We start from the raw sequence: 18,182 nt of genomic DNA on the forward strand, positions 1-18,182 counted from the left end.
GGCGTCTCGTTATGGCCGGGTTCTGCCTTCGACCGCGCCTGCGGCAAGACCGTCAGGAAATTTTACAGTGCCTCGCCACGGTCGGGCCGCGAGTGTCTCTTATTGGCCGATTACGGCCATTCCCGACCCCCACAACCGGGCGTCCGCTTAGCCACATACAGGGGACGCATACCCCAAGAGCCCTGACCGTCAATTCCCGACCCCGAAGCAACCTCTCCGCGTCGAGCGGCGGTGTGAGTCACTGGTCAACAGCAGGCATTCACCTCATCGCGTGCATCGTCAAGCCGCACCCGTCGAGCGCATCATTAACCACATTGGTGAGCTGCCCCACCACACCCTCGCAGCGAATCACAACGCCAAGGTCACCGACTGCGGCCGATGGTCGCTCGGCAGGCGCTGTCGGCTGCCAGCGTCGGCGTTGGGGTCGATCTGCGGATCGAATACCTCGTACTCCACGCGGACATCTCCCGCTCAAGGGGCTGAGCATCCCGTCGGCCCCTCGTGGAGACATAGCAGGTAGGCCCCCATCACGTTGCCCAGCGCCGCACCCACCGCCTGCGCCGCCTCGACGCTCAGCCGCCGCAGCCCCTGCTCGTAGTTGCTGATCCTGGACTTGCTGTACGCCCCGTCCGTCCGCTCGGCCAGATCCTTCAGGCTTCACTTCAGCGCCACGCGCGCGGCCCGCAGCCGTTCGCCCATCGCCCTGTTCAACGCTTCTTCTGCTTCGGTCATGGCGACACCCGCCTCGTACACGCCTGGCGCAAGCCATGCATCGCAACCTGTGCCGCCACGACGTACACAACGTCAGCCGTCGCCGAAGCGTCCAGCCCCACAGTCACAGGTGACGCAGCGTGCCATCAGCGTGACATCGGGGCGGCAAAAACAGGCATTTGGTGTCACGCCATGTCACGCCCGGAGCAAGAGAAGCTCGTAACCGTCTGTTTTTTATTTGCCACCTCGTGACCCCTTCGGATTGTCGATGCGAAGGTCAGGGGTTCGATCCCCCTCGGCTCCACCAAACACAAGCGGCGCGCGGCGCCCATTGGCCGGTGATGTCAGCATGGCACCGCCGCCGGCCTGCGCCGCGGCGAGCCGGCAGAGCCGGTACACCGATACGCAACCGCCGGCCGTCGGCGGTGTGCGCGGCGCTGCTCCGCCGCGCGCCACGTACGGCCGCCAGGCACTGACGCCGCGGTGTGCGACCGCGGAGTCCCTGTGCACGATCGGCGACCGCGCGGGCCTCAGGCGATCTCCACCCGCTTGCGTGAGGTCTTGGTCACCTTGGGCATGGACACCACCAGCATGCCGTCCTCGAACTTGGCGGTTGCCTTGTCCGTGTCCACGGCGGCGGGCAGGGTGATGACGCGGGAGAAAGCCCCGCGGCGGATCTCGCGGCGGTGGAAGCTCCCTTCGTCCTGCTTATCTTCGTGACGGCTCTCTCCGCGCAGGGTCAGCGTGTTCTCGGTGAGGCTGATCTCCACGTCCTCCTTACGCACGCCGGGAATCTCTGCCTTGACGACAACCGCGTCGTCGCGGTCGATGACGTCGACGCTCGGCGCCGGCGCCTGCAGGCCCTCCAGCAGGTCGGCCCAGGCGGGTCCGCCCCAGCGCTGCATCCAGCGCCCGGGCATGAGGTCGTCCATGAAGCGCTCCATCTGCTCCCAGGGTGTCATGGCCCGCGGTGTGGCCGCAGGCTTGCTCTCGGTTGTCTGCTCGATGTCTTTGGCCATTGTCGCCTCCCATTGGCTCAGCGCTGTCGCGTGCGGAGAGATCCGGGCTGCGGACCCCATCCGCCCCAATTGCATGGATATCTGCTGCCGGAGCCGGCGGCGCGCGGGTCGTGGCGGTCAGGTCGGGGCCGGCAGCCCGCGGGTGCCGCCAAGGCGGGGGTCACCGGCCGGGCGGCGGGCGACACGACAGAGCGCGCCCCGACTCCATTGACAGCATAGGCGGCGCACCCCGCACCCCGCCATGGGCGCTTCCCGGCAACCCTTGACGGAGCTGTGCCGGTGCCTGCGTCCGTGCGCGGCCGAAGGGCCACTGCGCGTTTCGCTGAAGGGCGCGCGGCGCGCCTGCCTGCCGCGGTCCCGGGTCAGCGGTGCTGCCGCCGCGGGGACATCGGGCGTGCGCCGGCCGATGTGCACCGGTGGCTTGGCGCCCGCTCAGACCGTGCCGTGCTCCTCCAGCCGGAAGCCCAGCACCTCCAGCAGCAGGCCGGTCACCGCACCACCCAGCAGACCACCCAGGAAGCCCGCCGGCACCTCCGCCAGCACCCGCTGCACCGCGGTCTTGGCCTCGGGGGCCAGGGCGGCGGCGGTGGTGCCCGCCACCATCCAGATGCTGGCGCCCACCACCGCCGCCACCAGTGCCGCCACCAGCGGCGCCGCGAGGGTCGTCGGCAGCCAGCCATGGACGTGCTTGACGATCCAGTGCTCGTTCAGCTGGAACAGCGAGCCCACCAGCGCGACGATGCCGGCGGCCATGACGAAGGCACCCACGGGCTGGCGGTAGAGCGTCAGCACCAGCACCAGGATGGCGCCGGCGCCGAGCCCGGCCAGCAGGCCGGTAAGGGTCTCCGCCAGCGGTCGCGCGCCGGCGTGCGAGGTCCAGGCGAAGAAGGCCCCGCCCAGCAGCCCCAGACCCGCCGCCACCAGGGCGATGATGCCGAGCTCCAGGCGCGGCCCGCCGACGATGAGATAACCGATGGATGCCAGCACGCCGGCCATGGCACCCATCAGCGCCACGGGCATGGCGCTGTAGAAGGCAGCGGTGGTCATGGCCGCGGCCAGCGCGGCCACCACCACGGCCTGTGCCGGGCCTAGGCCCAGCACCTGAAGCACTTCGTAAAGCCCGATGTAAAGCCCCCCGAACAGGGCACCCGCCAGGCTCCACAGGAAGAGCGTCGTGACAATGGCCGTAAAGCGTTCTTTGGACAGCATGCGAACGGGTCCTCCGCGCACCGCCGCGTACCCGGACACGGCGGGCAGTGGTGTCGCCCGGCGGAGCTGGGGCGCCGCGCGGGCCTTGTTGTGATTGTGCTGCGGGGCGCGCTCCCCAGTCGGCCCCCGGGACTCGAAACCGCGCCGCACAAGCGACGCTGGGGTTTAAGTCTAGCGAATCCGGCCCGATGACCCCTTCGCAGGCGCCGCGCGGGCCGAGCGGGCAGCCCAGCCGAGCAGCCGACCGGTCGCCCTCACGCAGACCGCAAGCAGCCTGCCATCATCCCCGAGCCTGCGTTACCATCCGCGCGTGCTCCGGCACCCTGTCCGCGCGTTGTCGCTCCCGGCGCCGTGCGATCAATAACGACCACACACCCCCAACAAAGCGAGGACACCATGGCGAGAACAGCACTGGTCACAGGCGGTACCCGCGGCATCGGCGAGGCCATCAGCATGGCGTTGAAAGATGCCGGTTACACGGTCGCCGCCAATTACGGCGGCAATGATCAGGCAGCCCAGGATTTCACGGCCCGCACGGGCATCCCGGCCTACAAATTCGATGTTTCGGACTTCGACGCCGTCACCGCCGGCATCAAGGCCATCGAGCAGGACCTGGGCCCCGTGGAGGTGCTGGTGAACAACGCCGGCATCACCCGCGACGGCACCCTGCACAAAATGACACACGACAAGTGGCAGGCGGTGATCGACACCAATCTCGGCTCCTGCTTCAACTGCTGCCGGGCGGTCATCGACGGCATGCGCGACCGCGGCTTCGGGCGCATCGTCAACATCGGCTCCATCAACGGGCAGGCGGGCCAGTACGGCCAGGTGAATTACGCCGCCGCCAAGTCCGGTATCCATGGCTTCACCAAGGCGCTCGCGCAGGAGGGCGCCGCCAAGGGCATCACCGTGAACGCCGTAGCGCCTGGCTATGTGGACACCGAGATGGTGCGCGCGGTGCCCCCGGAGGTGCTGGAGAAGATCATCAAGCGCATCCCCGTGGGCCGGCTCGGTAAGCCGGAGGATATCGCCCGCACCGTGATGTTCCTGGTGGCGGATGCGGCGAGCTTCATCACCGGGGCCACCGTCTCGGTGAACGGTGGGCAGCATATGTATTAGGGGGAAGGGCTGAGGACGGCGGCCCCGGACAGGCGTCGTGAGGCGGCCCGGGTACGCCGACTTCAGTCGGCACCCTGGCGTCGGCGGACTTTAGTCCGCCGGCGGCGAATGATCGCCGGCCTCGCGCATCCCGCAGCCTCGCATCAGGTGCGGGAAGCCGGGCTCGCCAGGAATGACGAGCGGCCTGCAGGAGGGAGCCGCTGACCCTCCCGTCAGCCCTTGGGTCCGAACAGCAGCCAGAGAATGAAGCCCAGCACGGGCAGCATCAGCAGCAGCACCACCCAGATGACCTTGCCCAGGGTGCTGGCGTCGCTCTGCACCGTCTTGACCACGGCATACACCACCAGGATCAGCAGCAGCAGGCCGAAAAAACCGCCGACTTCCACCATGTTCTCTGTCCTCCAATCATGCTGGGCGTGGCTCGCCGGCCGCCTTCGGCCCCCGTGCGCGCCCCAGGGACAGATCCCGACGGCTCAACGCAGGCGCCGCGACGTGCGCCGGTCGTGACCACTGCCATTCTCATCAACAATGCGCGTGCCGGGCAGGCGTTGCACCACGGTGACACGGTTACGGCACAGCTCGCCGCCTGCCTGGGGCATATCGGCCTCGAGAGCGTCAGCCTGCCCTTCCCCGACGTGGCGACGGACCCGGTGCAGCGCGAGCGCCTCTTCGCCCTGCTCGACGCCGGCGCCCGACGCGTGGTTGTGCTGGGCGGCGACGGTACCGTGCGCAGCGTGGCCACGCTGCTGCTGGGCCGCGACGTGCCGCTCGGCATTGTACCCCTGGGCACCGCGAATCTGCTCGCGCGCGACCTGGGCCTGCCCTTGGCACCCGAGCCGGCCATCGCCGTGCAGGCCGCGAGCCGCGTGCACCGCATCGACGTGGCCCGCTGCAACGGCGAGACCTTTCTGTGCGCGGCCATGTTCGGCCTGGCGACGGACCTGGCCCGGGCGCGGGAGGCCGCCCGCGGCATCGGCGCCTGGCGCATGCTGCCGCGCCTGCTGCGCAAGGCGTACTGGGTGCTGAAGCGCTATCCCTTCCACCGCGTACACCTGCGCCTGGACGACGCGCCGGCGGTGCTCAGCACCCGCGCCCTGCTGGTGTCCAACAACCCGCTGACGCCCCAGGCCGGTCTGCACCCGGCGCGCACGGCGCTGGACACCGGGCGCCTTGGCGTCTACGGGGTGCGCGAGGGGCCGCTCTACGACCTGCCGCGACTGGCGCTGACGCTCCTTGCCGGCACCTGGCCCCGGGAGCCGCGTGTATTCCACCGCGTCTGCCGGCGCGCCCGCATCGACACCCAGCGCCCCCTACGCACAACCGCACTGCTGGACGGCGAGCCCACGCGCCTCGGCACACCGCTGCGCTTCGACAGCCTCCCCGGCGCGCTGCCCGTGCTGGTGCAGGCCGCCGACTAAGCGGCTGTGCACGAACTCATCACCTTCAACTGCGGACGGATAGCCGGGACGACCTTCAGACAGCGCCCAAACGGATCTCCAAACGGGCTTCGGCACCCCGCACCCGAGCGTTGGCGAGCTCAAGCCGCCCCCCCAGCAGCTCCATGCGGGAGCGCAGACTGTCGAGCCCGAAGCCGGCGCCGGCAGCGCCGGTGCCGAGCGGGCGGTCGGCGACCCGATCACCGAGCACCTGCGGGTCGAAGCCGCGGCCGTCGTCGCTGACGCTGATGCTGAGCAGCTCGCCGTCACAGCTCACCCGCAGCACCGCTCGCGTGGCCTCCGCATGCTTGGCGGCGTTGATCAGCAGCTCGCGGGTACCCTGAAACAGCGTCACCGCCAGCGCATCGGCGAGCACCGGCACCGCGCCGCACGGCTCGCAGACGACGTCCAGACCCCACTGCTCACGCATGTCCTCGGCGAGCCAGGCCAGCGCCTGGTAGAGCCCGCCCTCGCGCAGCAGCGGCGGGCTCAGCTCGAACACCAGGGAGCGCAGCTGCTTGATGGAGTCCATCAGCAGACCCACCAGCTGCTCCCGGCGCTGGGTCAGATCGGCGTCGCCTTCCACCAGTATCCGTGCCAGCACCAGCTGCTGGATGGTGGTGTCGTGCAGTTGCTGCGCCAGCTGCCGCCGCTGCCGCTCTTCCACCGTGGCCATCTCGACGTTCAGCTCGCGCAGGCGCCGGTTCGCCTGTTGCAGACGCTCGCTGCGCTCGTCCAGCGCCGTGTAGAGGCCGCGCGAGAGCTGCGACAGGGTGACATGGGTACGCACCCGCGCCAACAGCACCGTCACGGCGAAGGGCTTGACGATGTAGTCGACGCCGCCGGACTCGAAGCCGCGGACGATCTCCGGCTCGTCACCCTTCGCGGTGAGAAAAATGACGGGTATGCGGTCCGTGGCGGGGCTGGCCCGCAGCTGCCGGCAGAGCGCAAAGCCGTCCGCATCCGGCAACATCACGTCCAGCAGGATCAGGTCCGGGCGCCGCTCCCGGGCGGCGGCCAGCGCATCCGCCCCGTTGGCAGCGGCCGCCACGGCATAGCCCTGCTGGCGCAGCAGTCCGGCCACGAAGACGCGCGTGGCCTCATCGTCATCGACCACCAGGATCTCGGCCGGGGAAACGGGGGAATCGGTCACGACTGGCGAGCTGGCCCTGGTCGGGCGTCGGGTTCCGCAGCTTCGGGCATGAACAGGCAAACGGGTAAACTTACGCCAAGGCGGTCCGCCGCCCTGTCAGCATCTGACGTACAACCGCCGTTGCGTCAGGGGGTCCGCGTGGCTTGCGTCGAGCGCGGCTCAGACCCGTCTGCTGCGTCGGCGGGCGCCGCGGTCGCGGCAGCCACCACGGGCTCCAACGCCGCCAGCACCTGCTCCACCGCCACCACCAGCGCCGTGACGGACGCCGCCCAATCGACCTCTCCATCGAGCCGTGTCATGGCAGCCGTCGCGTGACGCTGCAGCATCTCCGCACCAATGAGGCCGGCTGTGCCCTTCAGCGTATGCGCAATACCCCGGGCCGCGGCCAGGTCGCCGCTCTCCAGCGCCCGCCGCAGCGTCGCAGGGTCCTGCCCATGCTCGGCGTGAAAGGCCGCCAGCACCCGGTGGTAGAGCGCCGCCTCGCCACCGGCGCGGGTGAGGCCGGCGGCGAAGTCCACCACCGGACCCTGCACCGCGGCCGGCGGGAGTGCGGCAGCGCTGGCCGTCGGGCCGGCGCTGTCCCCGGCCGCGGGCGTCGCGGAGACGTCCTGCCGCTGGCCGCTGCCCCCGCCCGCCAGCACCCGCGCCAGCGCTGCCCCCAGCGCTTCCGGCGTCACCGGCTTCACCAGGTGCTCCACCATGCCGGCCTCCCGGCTGCGGCGCTGATCCTCCGGGTGTGCATGCGCAGTCAGCGCGACAATGGGCGGGGCTGCATCACCGCGGGCGGAACGGATCTCCCGGGCCGCCGCACAACCGTCGAGCTGCGGCATCTGGATGTCCATCAGGATGACATCGAAGGGCTCGTCCAGCGCACGGCGCACCGCGGCACGGCCGTTCACGGCGGTCACGACGTCGCAGCCGGTACGGCCGAGCAGCGCCCGCACATACTCGCGGTTGGTCTCGTTGTCCTCGGCCACCAGCACACGGCGCCCGCGCAGCGCGTCACCGACCACCGCCGCAGGCACGGGCGCATCCACGGGCGTTGCCGTCGCAGTGCCACCGAGCGCGCCCGCCAAGAGCGCCCGCAGGCGCCTGCGCGAGGCCGGCAATGCCGGCGCGGGAGACTCGGCATCCGCCGCGAGCAGCAGCAGCGGCACCGATCGCCCTGCGGCCGCGGTGCCCAGGGCGCGCCGCGCATCGGCGCTCGCCCCGGCACCGGGCAGCGCCAGCACCAGTGCCCAGGCCGCCTCGGCATCAGCATTGAGCCGCGCCAGCGCCTCGGCCCCCGTGCTGACCCGGGTCACGCTGAGCCCAAAGGCGCTCAGCTGCCGCACCAGGGCAGCCGCGCGCCGGCCATGCGCGTCCCACAGCAGCACCGGCAGGCTGCCGGACGACACCAGGCGCCGGTCCGGCGCGTGCCCCGTGGCGAGCGGCAGCTCCAGCGTGAAGGCAAAGCAGCTGCCGCTGCCGGGGCTGCTGCGGACCTCGATGTCGCCCCCCATGAGCCGCACCAGCTCGCGGCTGATGCTGAGGCCCAGACCCGAGCCGCGGTAGCGGCGGGTGGGCGAGGCATCGGCCTGGCGGAACGGCTCGAACAGCCGCTCCTGCTCCGCGGGCGGGATGCCGATCCCCGTATCCGTCACCGCGAAGCGCACGCGCGCGGCATGCCCCGCGGCGGAGGTGGTGGTACCGACATGCTGCACCTGCACACAGACCTCGCCCCTGGGCGTGAACTTGACGGCGTTGGAGACGAGGTTCAGCAGCACCTGCTCCAGGCGCAGCGCGTCGCCGATCACCCGCGCCGGCGTGTCCGGGTCCAGATCGAGCCAAAGCAGCAGCCCGGCCTCCTGGGCCTGCACGTCCGCCACCGCCTGCACCGCCTCCAGCACATCGTCCAGCACCAGAGGGGCGCGCTTGAGCACGGTGCCGCCGGCGTCGATGCGCGCAAGCTCCAGCACATCGTTGATGAGCCCCAGCAGCGAGCGCGAGGCACTGTGCAGGCGCTCCAGCCAGCCGCGCTGGCGGGCATCCAGCTCGGTGTCCAGGCACAGCCGCGCCATGCCCATGATGGCATTCATGGGCGTGCGGATCTCGTGGCTCATGTTGGCCAGGAACCGGCTCTTGGCTGTGGCCGCCACCCGCGCCGCGTCACGCGCGGCCCGCAGCTCGCGGTTCAGCCGTGTCAGCTCGTGCTGGCGATAGAGCAGCAGCAGCCCGATCAGCCCCACCACCGCGAGCACCTGCCAGAGCAGGGTGAGATCCATGCGCTGCTCGATGGTGAACTTGGTCTGCTTGAGCTCGACGGCGTCCCGCTCGGCCGGTGTCACCGCGGCCACGGCCTTGTCCATGATCAGCCTCAGCAGCGGCTCGTCGCTGCGCGTCGCCACCGAGATGGGATAGGGATCGCTCAGCTGGCCGATGATTCGCAGCTCGCCGGCGCTGCGGTCGATGATCTCCGCCGCATGCTCCAGCGTCGTCACCGCAGCGCTGATGCGCCCGGTGCCGAAGGCTTGCCGCAGGCCGGCCCCGGACTGCGCGGGCACCAGCCGCAGCTCGGGATGCTGCGCCTGCAGGGTCGCCTCTATGGCGCTCGCCTCCGGCACCGCGATGGGCTCCCCGGCCAGCGCCGAGAGATCGCGCACGAAGGGCGTCTCCCGCGGGGCCACCAGCACGTGGCTCAGCGCGAAGTACGGCGCCGTGAAGTCGAGATAGGCCTCCCGGGCGTCGGTGCGCACCGCGCCGGACAGCAGGTCGCAGCCGCGCTCCCGGGCCTGTGCCAGGGCCTCGGCCCAGGTCGCGGTGGGCACCGGCACCATGTCCACACCGAGCTTCTGCGCGAACAGCGACAGATAGTCGCGGAACAGGCCCTTGTGCACGCCCTCTTCCAGGTAGTCGTACGGCAGCCATACCGGGCTGAAGCAGTAGCGCAGGCGATTGCCCTTGGCGGCCAGGTATTCACGCTCGGCGAAGCTCAGCAGGACCCGCCCCTGGGGCGGCGCCGGACGCGGACCGACGTGCCGTGCCCGGATGGCTGCGTGCTGCGCCTCGGGAAGCGTCGCAAGCGCCTTGTCGATGGCGCTCACCAGCAAGGGCCAGTCCTTGCGGATGGAGAGCACCACCGGCAGGGGCTCCCCCATGGGGAAGGCCAGCTCCACGGCCGGCGACCCCGCGTCCGAGACCAGAAAGCGCAGGGTATCGGTGCTGCCGAGCAGCGCGTCCACATCCTCGGCGAGCAGGGCGTTCAGGAGGTCGGGGACCGAGCTCGCGGGAACGCCCTCGGCGCCTGGGATGGCCGCGATGTGCCGCTGGTTGAGCAGCGACCCGCCGGCATAACCGATGCGCCGGCCCACCAAGTCTTCCGGGCCGTGGATTCCAAGCGGGTTGCCGGCCCGCACGAAGACGCCGTTGGCGAGCTCGGTGTAGGGTTGCGAGAAGGCCAGGGCCTGCGCCCGCTCCGCCCGCGGCCGCGACGTGGACAGGCCATCGATTTCGTGGCGCATGGCTTGCTCCACGAGCTCCGACCAGTCCCCGAGCACCAGCTTGATGTCGGTGCCGAGCAGGTCGTTGATCGCGGCCAGGGTGTCGGCATCGATGCCTGTCGGCTCGCCGGCGTCGTCCCGGTAGGCGAAGGGCGCCCAATCCGCGCCGGCCCCGAAGCGGATGTTCGGGTGGGCGTCGAGGAAGGCGCGCTCCTGCGCGGTGAGAGCGACCGCTGGCAGCGGCGACGGCGCATCGCCGCCGAGCCAGCGCCTGTGCAGCTGCTCCAGCGTGGCCTGCGGGATCGCCGCGAGGGCCTTGTCCAGCGCCTGCGCCAGCAGCTCACGGTCGCGGTGCACGGCGAAGGGAGCGACGCCCTTGAAGACCCCGGACACGGCCGCGCGTGACAGCCCCCCCGGGCGCAGTGTCTGCGCACTCGCGGCAGCCTGCGGCACGTTCAGCACCACATCGGCATCGCCGGTCCTGACGGCCTCCAGGGCGTCGGCGCTGGTGCGTATCTCGAAGGCGAGAGTGAGGTCGAGCAGGTGCGCCGCCGCGCGCAGCAGGCCCAGGGTATAGCCGTCGGGCTCGCCTTCGTGGGCCATGGCGAACGGGGGGCTCTCGCTGAACACCACGCGCAGGCGCTGCCGACGCGCGAGCCAGTCGCGCTCCGCGGCGCTCAGCGCCAGCAGTGAGCGTGCGCGCAGGTCCGCCACCGCCTCGGCGTCACCGAACCAGCGCGCCCACAGCGCCTTCAGCTCCGCGGGCGTCAGGGCCGCGTAGGCCTTGTCGAGGATGGCGCCCACATCGGCAAGCTCGGCCCGCACCGCATAGGGATGCCCGTCCACGTGGTCCGCCCCGCCCGGCCCCGGCAGGGCGCCGACGATGGCGAGATCCGTCAGTCGCTCGGACTCGAACAGGTGCACCGCCACCTGGCGCGGCAGCACCGTCGCGTCGGCGCGGCCATTGGCCACCGCGTGCAGGGCCTCTGTGGGGCTGCCCACGCGCAGGCGGCGGCTGTCCGCGCAGCAGGCGTCCAACAGCTCGCTCGCCGCGAAGCCCGGATTGCCGGCGATGGTGAGACCCGGCAGATCCCCGGCACCGCGGATGTCGTGCCGGCCGCGGCGCGTGACAATGGCCAGCTGCACGGGGAAGCGCTGCTCGCTGAAGCGCAGGTAGCGCCGACGCTCTGGCGTTGCGCCGCTGTTGATGGTGAGATCCGCGCTGCTGTTGCGCAGATCCGCATACACCCGCGCCGGGTCCGCGGCGCGCCAGCTGAGGCTGAAGCCGGCGCGCTCGGCGACGCGCTGAAGCAGCTCAACGGAGTAGCCCGTCGCACCCGCGTCGGTCCACTGCGCAAAGGGCGGCAGCGGCGCGAAGCGCACGCGCAGGCGCGGGCGCTTTTGGAGCAGCGCGCGCTCCGCCGCAGTCAGGGCAAGCGGCGGCTCGGGGGCGGCGAACAGGATATCGTCCAGCCTCACGGGGGCATCGACCCCGTCCATGCGCGCCAGGAGCCGCGCGACGTCACCCAGCAGCCGCCGATCCGGCTCGCCGATGGCATGCACCTCCGGCAGCATGGCGCTGTGGGTCTGGTGGGCCTCGAAGCGCAGGTGCTCGGCGGCCTTGTCCTGGGTGTTCCATTGCCTGCGGATCAGGGCGACCAGCTCGTCCGGATGGTCCAGGGCGTAGGCCCAGCCGCGGTTCGTGGCCGCCACCAGGGCCGCTGCCGTGTCCGGGTCGGCGGCGCGCGTTCCGGCGGCGGCGAACAGGTTCAGGTCAGGCATGGGCACGCCGTAATCGGCCGGATCGATGATGCTGAAGGGGACGCCCCGACGATACAGCTCGTAGACCTCGTTGCTGCGATAGGCGGTCATGGCATCCACCTTGCCGCGCACGAAGGCCTCGATGCCGGGCTCAAACGGGACGATGTCCAGCTCGTCGCGCTCCAGGCCGGCGCGCTCCAGCAGCGCCCGCATGTTGAGCGCATCGAGCAGCCCCGGTGCGGTCATGAGCCGCTTGCCGGCGAGCTGGCGCGGCAGCACCACGTCCGGCGTCACCACCAGCACCAGCGGCGAGCGGTGGAAATAGCTCGCCAGCAGTCGCACCGGCTCCCCGGCGGCGTGGCGCGCCAGCAGGACATCCGTCGGCGCTGTGCCATAGTCCGCCCGGCCGGCCAGCACGGCGTCCACCGGGGCTGAGCCCGGGCCGCCCTCCAGCAGCGTCACATCCAGCCCGGCGTCGCGGTAGTAGCCCTGCGCCAGCGCGGCGTAGAAGCCCGCGAACTGCCACTGGTGGCGCCACTGCAGCTGGATGCGCACCGGCTTCAGCGCCGCCGCCACTGCACCATCCAGCGCGGGCGCGGCCGCGCCCGACGCGGTGGGCACGAGCAACAGGAGCAGCAGGAGCAAGCGGTCTCGGCGCATCGGCGTCGCAGGGTATCCTCGCCCGGCACAGGTACCCAGTGAGCACCCGCTCGCGGCGACAGGCCTTATTGTGCCCCGGATCGCGCGGGCGCATGTGCAGCCTGCGGCCGACACCGCCACCCGAAAGATCGCCTGCAGAGGATTCCGGAGCCCATGAACGACGACGACGCCGCCTCCACCGCCGCTGCCGAATCCGATGCCGCGGTGCCCACCGCCCACCGCCGGGTGCTCGCGGGCTATGCGGCCACGGTTTTCGTCAGCTCCGCGCTGCTGCTGGTGCTGGAGATCGTCGCCGGACGCCTGGTGGCGCCCTATGTGGGCGTGTCGCTGTACACCTGGACCTCCATCATCGGCGTGATCCTGGCGGGGCTGTCGCTCGGCAACTGGCTCGGCGGCCTCTGGGCCGACAACGGCGCCACCGGGCGCAGCGTCGGCTGGGTGCTCGCCGCGGGCGGGCTCTACTGCCTGCTGAGCCTTGCCATGCTCAATCCGCTGGGTGCCGCGGTGCAGGCGCAGGGGCTCACCCTGCTCAGCGCGAGCTTCACCTTCGCGGCCGTGCTCTTCTTCGTGCCGGCGGCGCTCATCGGCATCGTCACACCGCTGCTGACCACGCTGGCGCTGCGGCTCGACCCCCGCGCCGGCCACGTGGTGGGCCGCATGCATGCGCTGGCTGCCATCGGCAGCATCGTCGGCACCTTTGCCGCCGGCTGGTGGCTGGTGCAGAGCGTCGGCACCCGGGCCGTGGTGCTGGGCACCGGCGTCGCGCTGCTGGCCCTGGGCGCGCCCTTTCTGCGCCGCAGCGCCCGCCCGGCGCAGGCCCTGCTGCTGATCGCGGTGCTGGCGGCTGGGCTGCTCGCCAGCCTGCGCGGCGGGCTGGTGTCGTCCTGCGACCGCGAGAGCGCCTACTTCTGCATCCGCGTCGTGGAGCGCCCGGACCTGGCGCCGCCCGGCCTGGCCCGCGGCCTGGTGCTGGACCACCTGCTGCACGGCATCAACCACATGGCGGAGCCGGACCTGCTCCTTGCGCCCTATGTGCACGGGCTGGACGAGCTGGCCCATGCGCACTTCCTCGGTGCCTACGACGACGGGCTCGACTGGTTCTTCGCCGGCGGCGGCGCATACAGCCAGCCGCGGGCACTGCAGGCGCTGAGCCCGGCGTCGCGCATCACCGTGGCCGAGCTGGACCCCAGGGTGACGCTCACCGCCGCCGAGTCCCTGGGGCTTCAGCCCGCCGGCATGACCATCGAGCACCGCGATGCCCGCCTGGCGCTGGCGGACAGCGCCCGGCGCTTCGACGTCATCGTCGGCGACGTCTTCCACGACGTGGCCATTCCCTACCACCTCGTGACGCGGGAATTCGCCGAGCTGGTGCGTGCACGTCTCGCCCCGGACGGGCTGTATCTGATGAACGTCGTCGACACCTTCCCGGACCCACGCCTCATCAAGGCCATCGTCAAGACGCTCAGGACAGAGTTCCGCCACGTGGACATCTGGATGGACCAGGTGCCGGAAGACCCGCGGGTGACCTTCATCGTCAGCGCCGGCAACGGCCCGCGGCTGCCGAAGACCGTCCCCGCCCGCCGCGGCTTCCAGCGCGCCTGGAGCCGCATGACCGAAGACATCATGGCCTACGGCACACCGCCCGCGGACCTGCCGCTGCTCACCGACGACTATGCCCCGGTGGAGCGGCTCATCGCCGGGCTGCTGCTGGGCGAGGACGGTTGATGTGCGATGCCGGCTTTCGTGACCGCGTCGCCGTCGATGAGTCCTAGGCCGAGCTTGACCCCGGGCAGGCGGAGAGAGGCCTGGATTCATAACAGCTGTCGGTGCCCGTCATCGCCGCCGCCGGCGGCGTGCTGATGCTCGCCGAGCCGCTGATACTGCGGCTCGCGCTGGCCGCGGCAGCCACGCTCGGCGGCGTCGCCATCGTGCTGCGGCGGCGGGCACGCCCGGGGTGAGTCCGCCGGATTGGTCAGGTGCAGGCTAGATGTACTGTCACCAAGTTTGACGTCACCAGGTGTTGGCCCAGTGCCGCCCGACGGCTCTCAGTTAACTATACTGTCCCCGTTACGTCCCCGTTACGGGGGGCCATGGCTGTGTCCGCGCGCCGGCCCAATGGCGGGCCGGCCGCGACGCGGAAGCCGCCTCCCTGAATCGGCGCGCGACGGCCGTCTCCGCACTAACGCTGACGGTCTGTTGATTTCACGGCTCACCGGGCGACACGCTGAGAAGCACCAGAGATCAGTATACCGTCACCGTATTGCAGGAGCGCCCTGGCTACAATAGCTTGCCGGCAGCGATGATGAGCGCACCGACGGTGGAGATGAAGCCGATGAGCCACAGAAAGTGGCGGTCGTGCCGGCGTAACATCGCGTCGAAGCGGGCATCGATGGCCGCGAAGCGCTCATCCTGTCGGTCGAGTCGCCGCTCCACCTGCTCGAAACGCTTGTCCACCTGTTCGAAGCCGGCCTGCATGTCGCGGCGCAGCTCCTGGTGGCGCTGGTCTGTCTGCTCGAAGCGCTTGTCCACCTGCTCGAAGCGCGCCAGCATATCGAGGCGCAGCTCCTGCTGGCGCTGGTCCGCCTGCTCGAAGCGCGCCAGCATGTCGCGGCGCAGCTCCTGATGGCGCTGCTCCGCCTGCTCGAAGCGCTTGTCCACCTGCTCGAAGCGCGCCAGCATATCGCGGCGCAGCTCCTGATGACGCTGCTCCGCCTGCTCGAAGCGCTTGTCCGCCTGCTCGAAGCGCGCCAGCATATCGCGGCGCAGCTCCTGATGACGCTGCTCCGCCTGCTCGAAGCGGGCCAGCATGTCCTCACGCAGTTCCTGATGGCGCTGCTCCGCCTGTGCAAAGCGCGCATCCATATGCGCAAACCCTTCGCGGATCAGCTCCCGCTCATGCTTGAGCGCCTCCTCCACCCGCACCATCCGCTCGCGCAGCTCGATCTCGTACACGGCCGCCGGCCGGCCCGTGCTCTGCTCGATGAGCCAGTCGGCCATGTTGGCCTTGATGAAATCAATGTCTTCCTGTGTCAGCGTCATGGATGGCATCCGGATCGAGATCCCGGCGTGGGGAGTATAGCAACGGCCCAACTGGCGCAATGGCGGCCTGTAGCAGGCGCGCCTGACGAGCACCTGACCGCCAGCCCGGACAGGCAGTGACGCAGCCGCAACCGGCGCACTGTGCTCAGAGCGTGTCATCGATGCATACCAACCCCAAGGTTGCGACCCCACCGTTGCCGACAGAGCAGCACGGCGGATCGCACGCGCCATGGGTACCGGTTTCAGACCGCTCGCAGCCGCAACGGGCGCACCGAAGGAGGTCGTGGCAGCGTGGCGCGCGCTGCGTGACCGATCGAGCCCCAGAGCCCCCACCCGCCCGGTTCTGGTATGTTCCTGCCCGAGGGGCCAACCACCGACCGGACCGAAGCTCACCCATGAAGGCCATGATCCTCGCCGCCGGACGCGGCAACCGCATGCGACCGTTGACGGACCACAGGCCGAAGCCGCTGCTGGCGGCGGGCGGGCGCACGCTCATCGAGCATCAGATCCTGCGGCTCAAGGCGGCGGGCTTCACGGAGCTGGTCGTCAACCATGCCCATCTGGGTGAGCAGATCGAGGCGTATCTGGGGGACGGCTCTGCGTACGATGTGTGTATCCACTACTCGCCGGAGGGCGCAGCGCTCGGCCACAACGGAGCGCTGGAGACGGGCGGCGGCATCTTCCGGGCGCTGCCGCTGCTGACGGACGGCAACGCGCCCTTCCTGGTCACCAACGGCGATGTCTGGTGCGACTTCGACTATGCGCGGCTCGCCTGTGGTCCCGCCCTCGCCGACGGCGACCTGGCGCGGCTGGTGCTCGTGGACAATCCAGACCACAACGCCGACGGCGATTTCGCGCTGACCGGTGGCAGGGTGTCGCGGCAGGGATCGGCCCGGCTCACCTTTGCCGGCATCGGCGTCTATCATCCAGACCTGTTCGCCGGCTGCGAGGCGGTGGCCTTTCCGCTGGCGCCGCTGCTGCACCGCGCCATGAACGCGGGCCGCGTCGGCGGGCTCCACCACACCGGGCGCTGGATGGATGTGGGCACGCCGTCCCGGCTCGCCGAGCTGGACCGGCTGCTCGGCGAAGCCGGCGACTGACCACCCGCGAGGCACGCCATGGGCCAGGACATCACGGACACCTGCTTCACCCAAGCGGACTTCGATGAGTTCCAGGCCCGGCTGCGCGCCGAGACGGACCTGCTGGCCCGCTGGTTCGACGAGGACTGCTTCGCGGACACGCCGCGCGAGGGCGGCTTCGAGATGGAGGCCTGGCTGGTGGACCGCCGCCATACGGCGCCGGCGCCGGTCATCGAGGCGCTGCTGGCGGTGTTGGACGACCCGCTGGTGGTCCCGGAGCTGGCGCAGTTCAACCTGGAGCTGAACGGCACCCCGGTGCAGCTCACGGGCGCTGGCCTGAGCCGCCTCGCCGCGGAGCTCACCGCCAGGCTGGCGCGCGTGCGCGCGGCGGCGGCGGAGCTCGGTGCGAATGTGGTCACCTGCGGCATCCTGCCGACGCTGCGCCCGGAGCATCTGGTGATGGCGCGCATGACCCCCCGGGAGCGCTACCGGGCGCTGAACGAGCAGATCCTCAGGCTGCGGGAAGGCGCGCCCATCTGGCTCGAGATCCACGGCGAGCAGCCGCTCACCTTCGAGCAGGAGGACGTCATGCTCGAAGCCGCGGCGACCTCGTTCCAGATCCATTTCAAGATGAGCGCCCGGGAGTCGGCGCGCATCTTCAATGCATCCAAGATCCTGTCCGCGCCCATGGTGGCGCTGGCCGCGAACTCGCCCTTCCTGTTCGGCCGCGAGCTCTGGTGCGAGACCCGCATCCCGCTGTTCGAGCAGGCCGTCTCCGTGGGTGGCAGCCCGCTGCGCGAGCGCGTCGGCTTCGGCATCAACTACGCCAAAGACACGGTGCTGGACGCCTTTCGCGCCAATGTGCGCCGCTACCCGGTGCTGCTGCCGCACCTGATGGACACACCCACCGAGCAGCTCGCGCATCTGCGCCTGCACAACGGCACCATCTGGCGCTGGAACCGGCCGCTGATCGGCTTCGACGAGCGCCCGGGACAGGCTCCGGTGCCGCACCTGCGCATGGAGCATCGGGTCGCCGCCGCCGGCCCGAGCGTCGCGGATAATGTCGCCAATGCCGCCTTCTACTTCGGCGCCGTACATGCCCTGGCCGCCGCGGCCGAGCCGCCGGAGCGGCGCATCTCCTTCCCGCAGGCGCGGGCCAATTTCTACCTGGCGGCGGAGTACGGGCTCGATGCCGAGCTGCCCTGGGACGAGCCCCAGCGCGTTAAGCTGCCGGAGATCATCCTGGAGCGGCTGCTGCCGCTGGCGCATGCGGGGCTTGCGGACTTGGGTATAGACGCCGCCGAGCGCGAGCACTGGCTCGGCATCGTCGCGCAACGGGTGCGCACCAAGCGTACGGCCGGCCACTGGCAGCGGGCCTGGGTGGCCCGCTACGGCCGCGACTGGGAGGCACTCACCGAGGCGTATCTGGCGCACCAGGCCACGGAGAAGCCGGTGCATGAATGGACGCTTGAATGAGCAATGGGCAAGGAGCGGGGGGCGAGGGCCACCGTCGTCCT

Annotated in this window: 13 protein-coding genes; 6 read left to right on the forward strand and 7 right to left on the reverse strand. The window is 70.7% G+C overall.

Going from position 1 to position 18,182, the window contains the following annotated elements; all coding sequences use genetic code 11:
* Window positions 1-471 precede the first annotated feature (471 nt).
* The 3 genes from QZ607_RS25890 to QZ607_RS15555 form a co-directional block, all read right to left on the reverse strand.
* Window positions 472-654, reverse strand: a complete 183-nt coding sequence (locus tag QZ607_RS25890) for a helix-turn-helix domain-containing protein (RefSeq protein WP_367268205.1) — start codon at window positions 652-654, stop codon at window positions 472-474.
* 587 nt (window positions 655-1,241) lie between these two features.
* Window positions 1,242-1,730: an Hsp20/alpha crystallin family protein gene (locus tag QZ607_RS15550; protein ID WP_295884413.1), complete on the reverse strand. Its 489-nt coding sequence runs from the start codon at window positions 1,728-1,730 to the stop codon at window positions 1,242-1,244.
* Window positions 1,731-2,162: 432 nt separating this feature from the next.
* Window positions 2,163-2,939 carry a spermidine synthase gene (locus QZ607_RS15555; RefSeq protein WP_295884416.1) on the reverse strand — a complete coding sequence of 259 codons (777 nt, stop codon included), beginning with the start codon at window positions 2,937-2,939 and terminating at the stop codon, window positions 2,163-2,165.
* Window positions 2,940-3,335: 396 nt separating this feature from the next.
* Between QZ607_RS15555 and phbB the strand changes: the two genes are divergently transcribed.
* Window positions 3,336-4,058 (forward strand): acetoacetyl-CoA reductase, encoded by a 723-nt coding sequence (gene phbB / locus QZ607_RS15560; RefSeq protein WP_295884417.1) that lies wholly within the window; start codon window positions 3,336-3,338, stop codon window positions 4,056-4,058.
* A gap of 212 nt (window positions 4,059-4,270) precedes the next feature.
* On the opposite strand, the gene QZ607_RS15565 is transcribed toward phbB, so the two are convergent.
* The gene (locus QZ607_RS15565; protein ID WP_295884418.1) at window positions 4,271-4,447 is read right to left on the reverse strand and encodes a PLDc N-terminal domain-containing protein; all 177 of its coding nucleotides are present in this window, start codon (window positions 4,445-4,447) and stop codon (window positions 4,271-4,273) included.
* A gap of 114 nt (window positions 4,448-4,561) precedes the next feature.
* On the opposite strand from QZ607_RS15565, the gene QZ607_RS15570 reads away from it, so the two are divergent.
* Window positions 4,562-5,476, forward strand: coding sequence for a diacylglycerol kinase family protein (locus QZ607_RS15570; protein WP_295884420.1), 915 nt, complete (start codon window positions 4,562-4,564; stop codon window positions 5,474-5,476).
* Between the two features lie 55 nt (window positions 5,477-5,531).
* Here QZ607_RS15570 and QZ607_RS15575 read toward each other — a convergent pair whose 3' ends face one another.
* Together QZ607_RS15575 and QZ607_RS15580 are read right to left on the reverse strand one after the other, a co-directional pair.
* A complete protein-coding gene (locus QZ607_RS15575; RefSeq protein WP_295884422.1) occupies window positions 5,532-6,647 on the reverse strand; it encodes a response regulator in 1,116 nt (371 codons plus the stop codon).
* Window positions 6,648-6,772: 125 nt separating this feature from the next.
* The gene (locus QZ607_RS15580) at window positions 6,773-12,532 is read right to left on the reverse strand and encodes a transporter substrate-binding domain-containing protein (protein WP_295884424.1); all 5,760 of its coding nucleotides are present in this window, start codon (window positions 12,530-12,532) and stop codon (window positions 6,773-6,775) included.
* A 168-nt stretch (window positions 12,533-12,700) separates the two neighbouring features.
* Between QZ607_RS15580 and QZ607_RS15585 the strand changes: the two genes are divergently transcribed.
* Window positions 12,701-14,272 carry a fused MFS/spermidine synthase gene (locus tag QZ607_RS15585; RefSeq protein WP_295884426.1) on the forward strand — a complete coding sequence of 524 codons (1,572 nt, stop codon included), beginning with the start codon at window positions 12,701-12,703 and terminating at the stop codon, window positions 14,270-14,272.
* 101 nt (window positions 14,273-14,373) lie between these two features.
* Window positions 14,374-14,505 carry a hypothetical protein gene (locus tag QZ607_RS15590; RefSeq protein WP_295884428.1) on the forward strand — a complete coding sequence of 44 codons (132 nt, stop codon included), beginning with the start codon at window positions 14,374-14,376 and terminating at the stop codon, window positions 14,503-14,505.
* 319 nt (window positions 14,506-14,824) lie between these two features.
* On the opposite strand, the gene QZ607_RS15595 is transcribed toward QZ607_RS15590, so the two are convergent.
* Window positions 14,825-15,586 carry a hypothetical protein gene (locus QZ607_RS15595; protein WP_295884430.1) on the reverse strand — a complete coding sequence of 254 codons (762 nt, stop codon included), beginning with the start codon at window positions 15,584-15,586 and terminating at the stop codon, window positions 14,825-14,827.
* 395 nt (window positions 15,587-15,981) lie between these two features.
* On the opposite strand from QZ607_RS15595, the gene murU reads away from it, so the two are divergent.
* Window positions 15,982-16,686: an N-acetylmuramate alpha-1-phosphate uridylyltransferase MurU gene (gene murU, locus QZ607_RS15600; RefSeq protein ID WP_295884432.1), complete on the forward strand. Its 705-nt coding sequence runs from the start codon at window positions 15,982-15,984 to the stop codon at window positions 16,684-16,686.
* A gap of 18 nt (window positions 16,687-16,704) precedes the next feature.
* Window positions 16,705-18,141, forward strand: a complete 1,437-nt coding sequence (locus QZ607_RS15605) for a glutamate-cysteine ligase family protein (RefSeq protein ID WP_295884434.1) — start codon at window positions 16,705-16,707, stop codon at window positions 18,139-18,141.
* Window positions 18,142-18,182: the final 41 nt, after the last annotated feature.

This window comes from uncultured Thiohalocapsa sp. (genome assembly GCF_913063425.1).
Taxonomy (GTDB): Bacteria; Pseudomonadota; Gammaproteobacteria; order Chromatiales; family Chromatiaceae; genus Thiohalocapsa.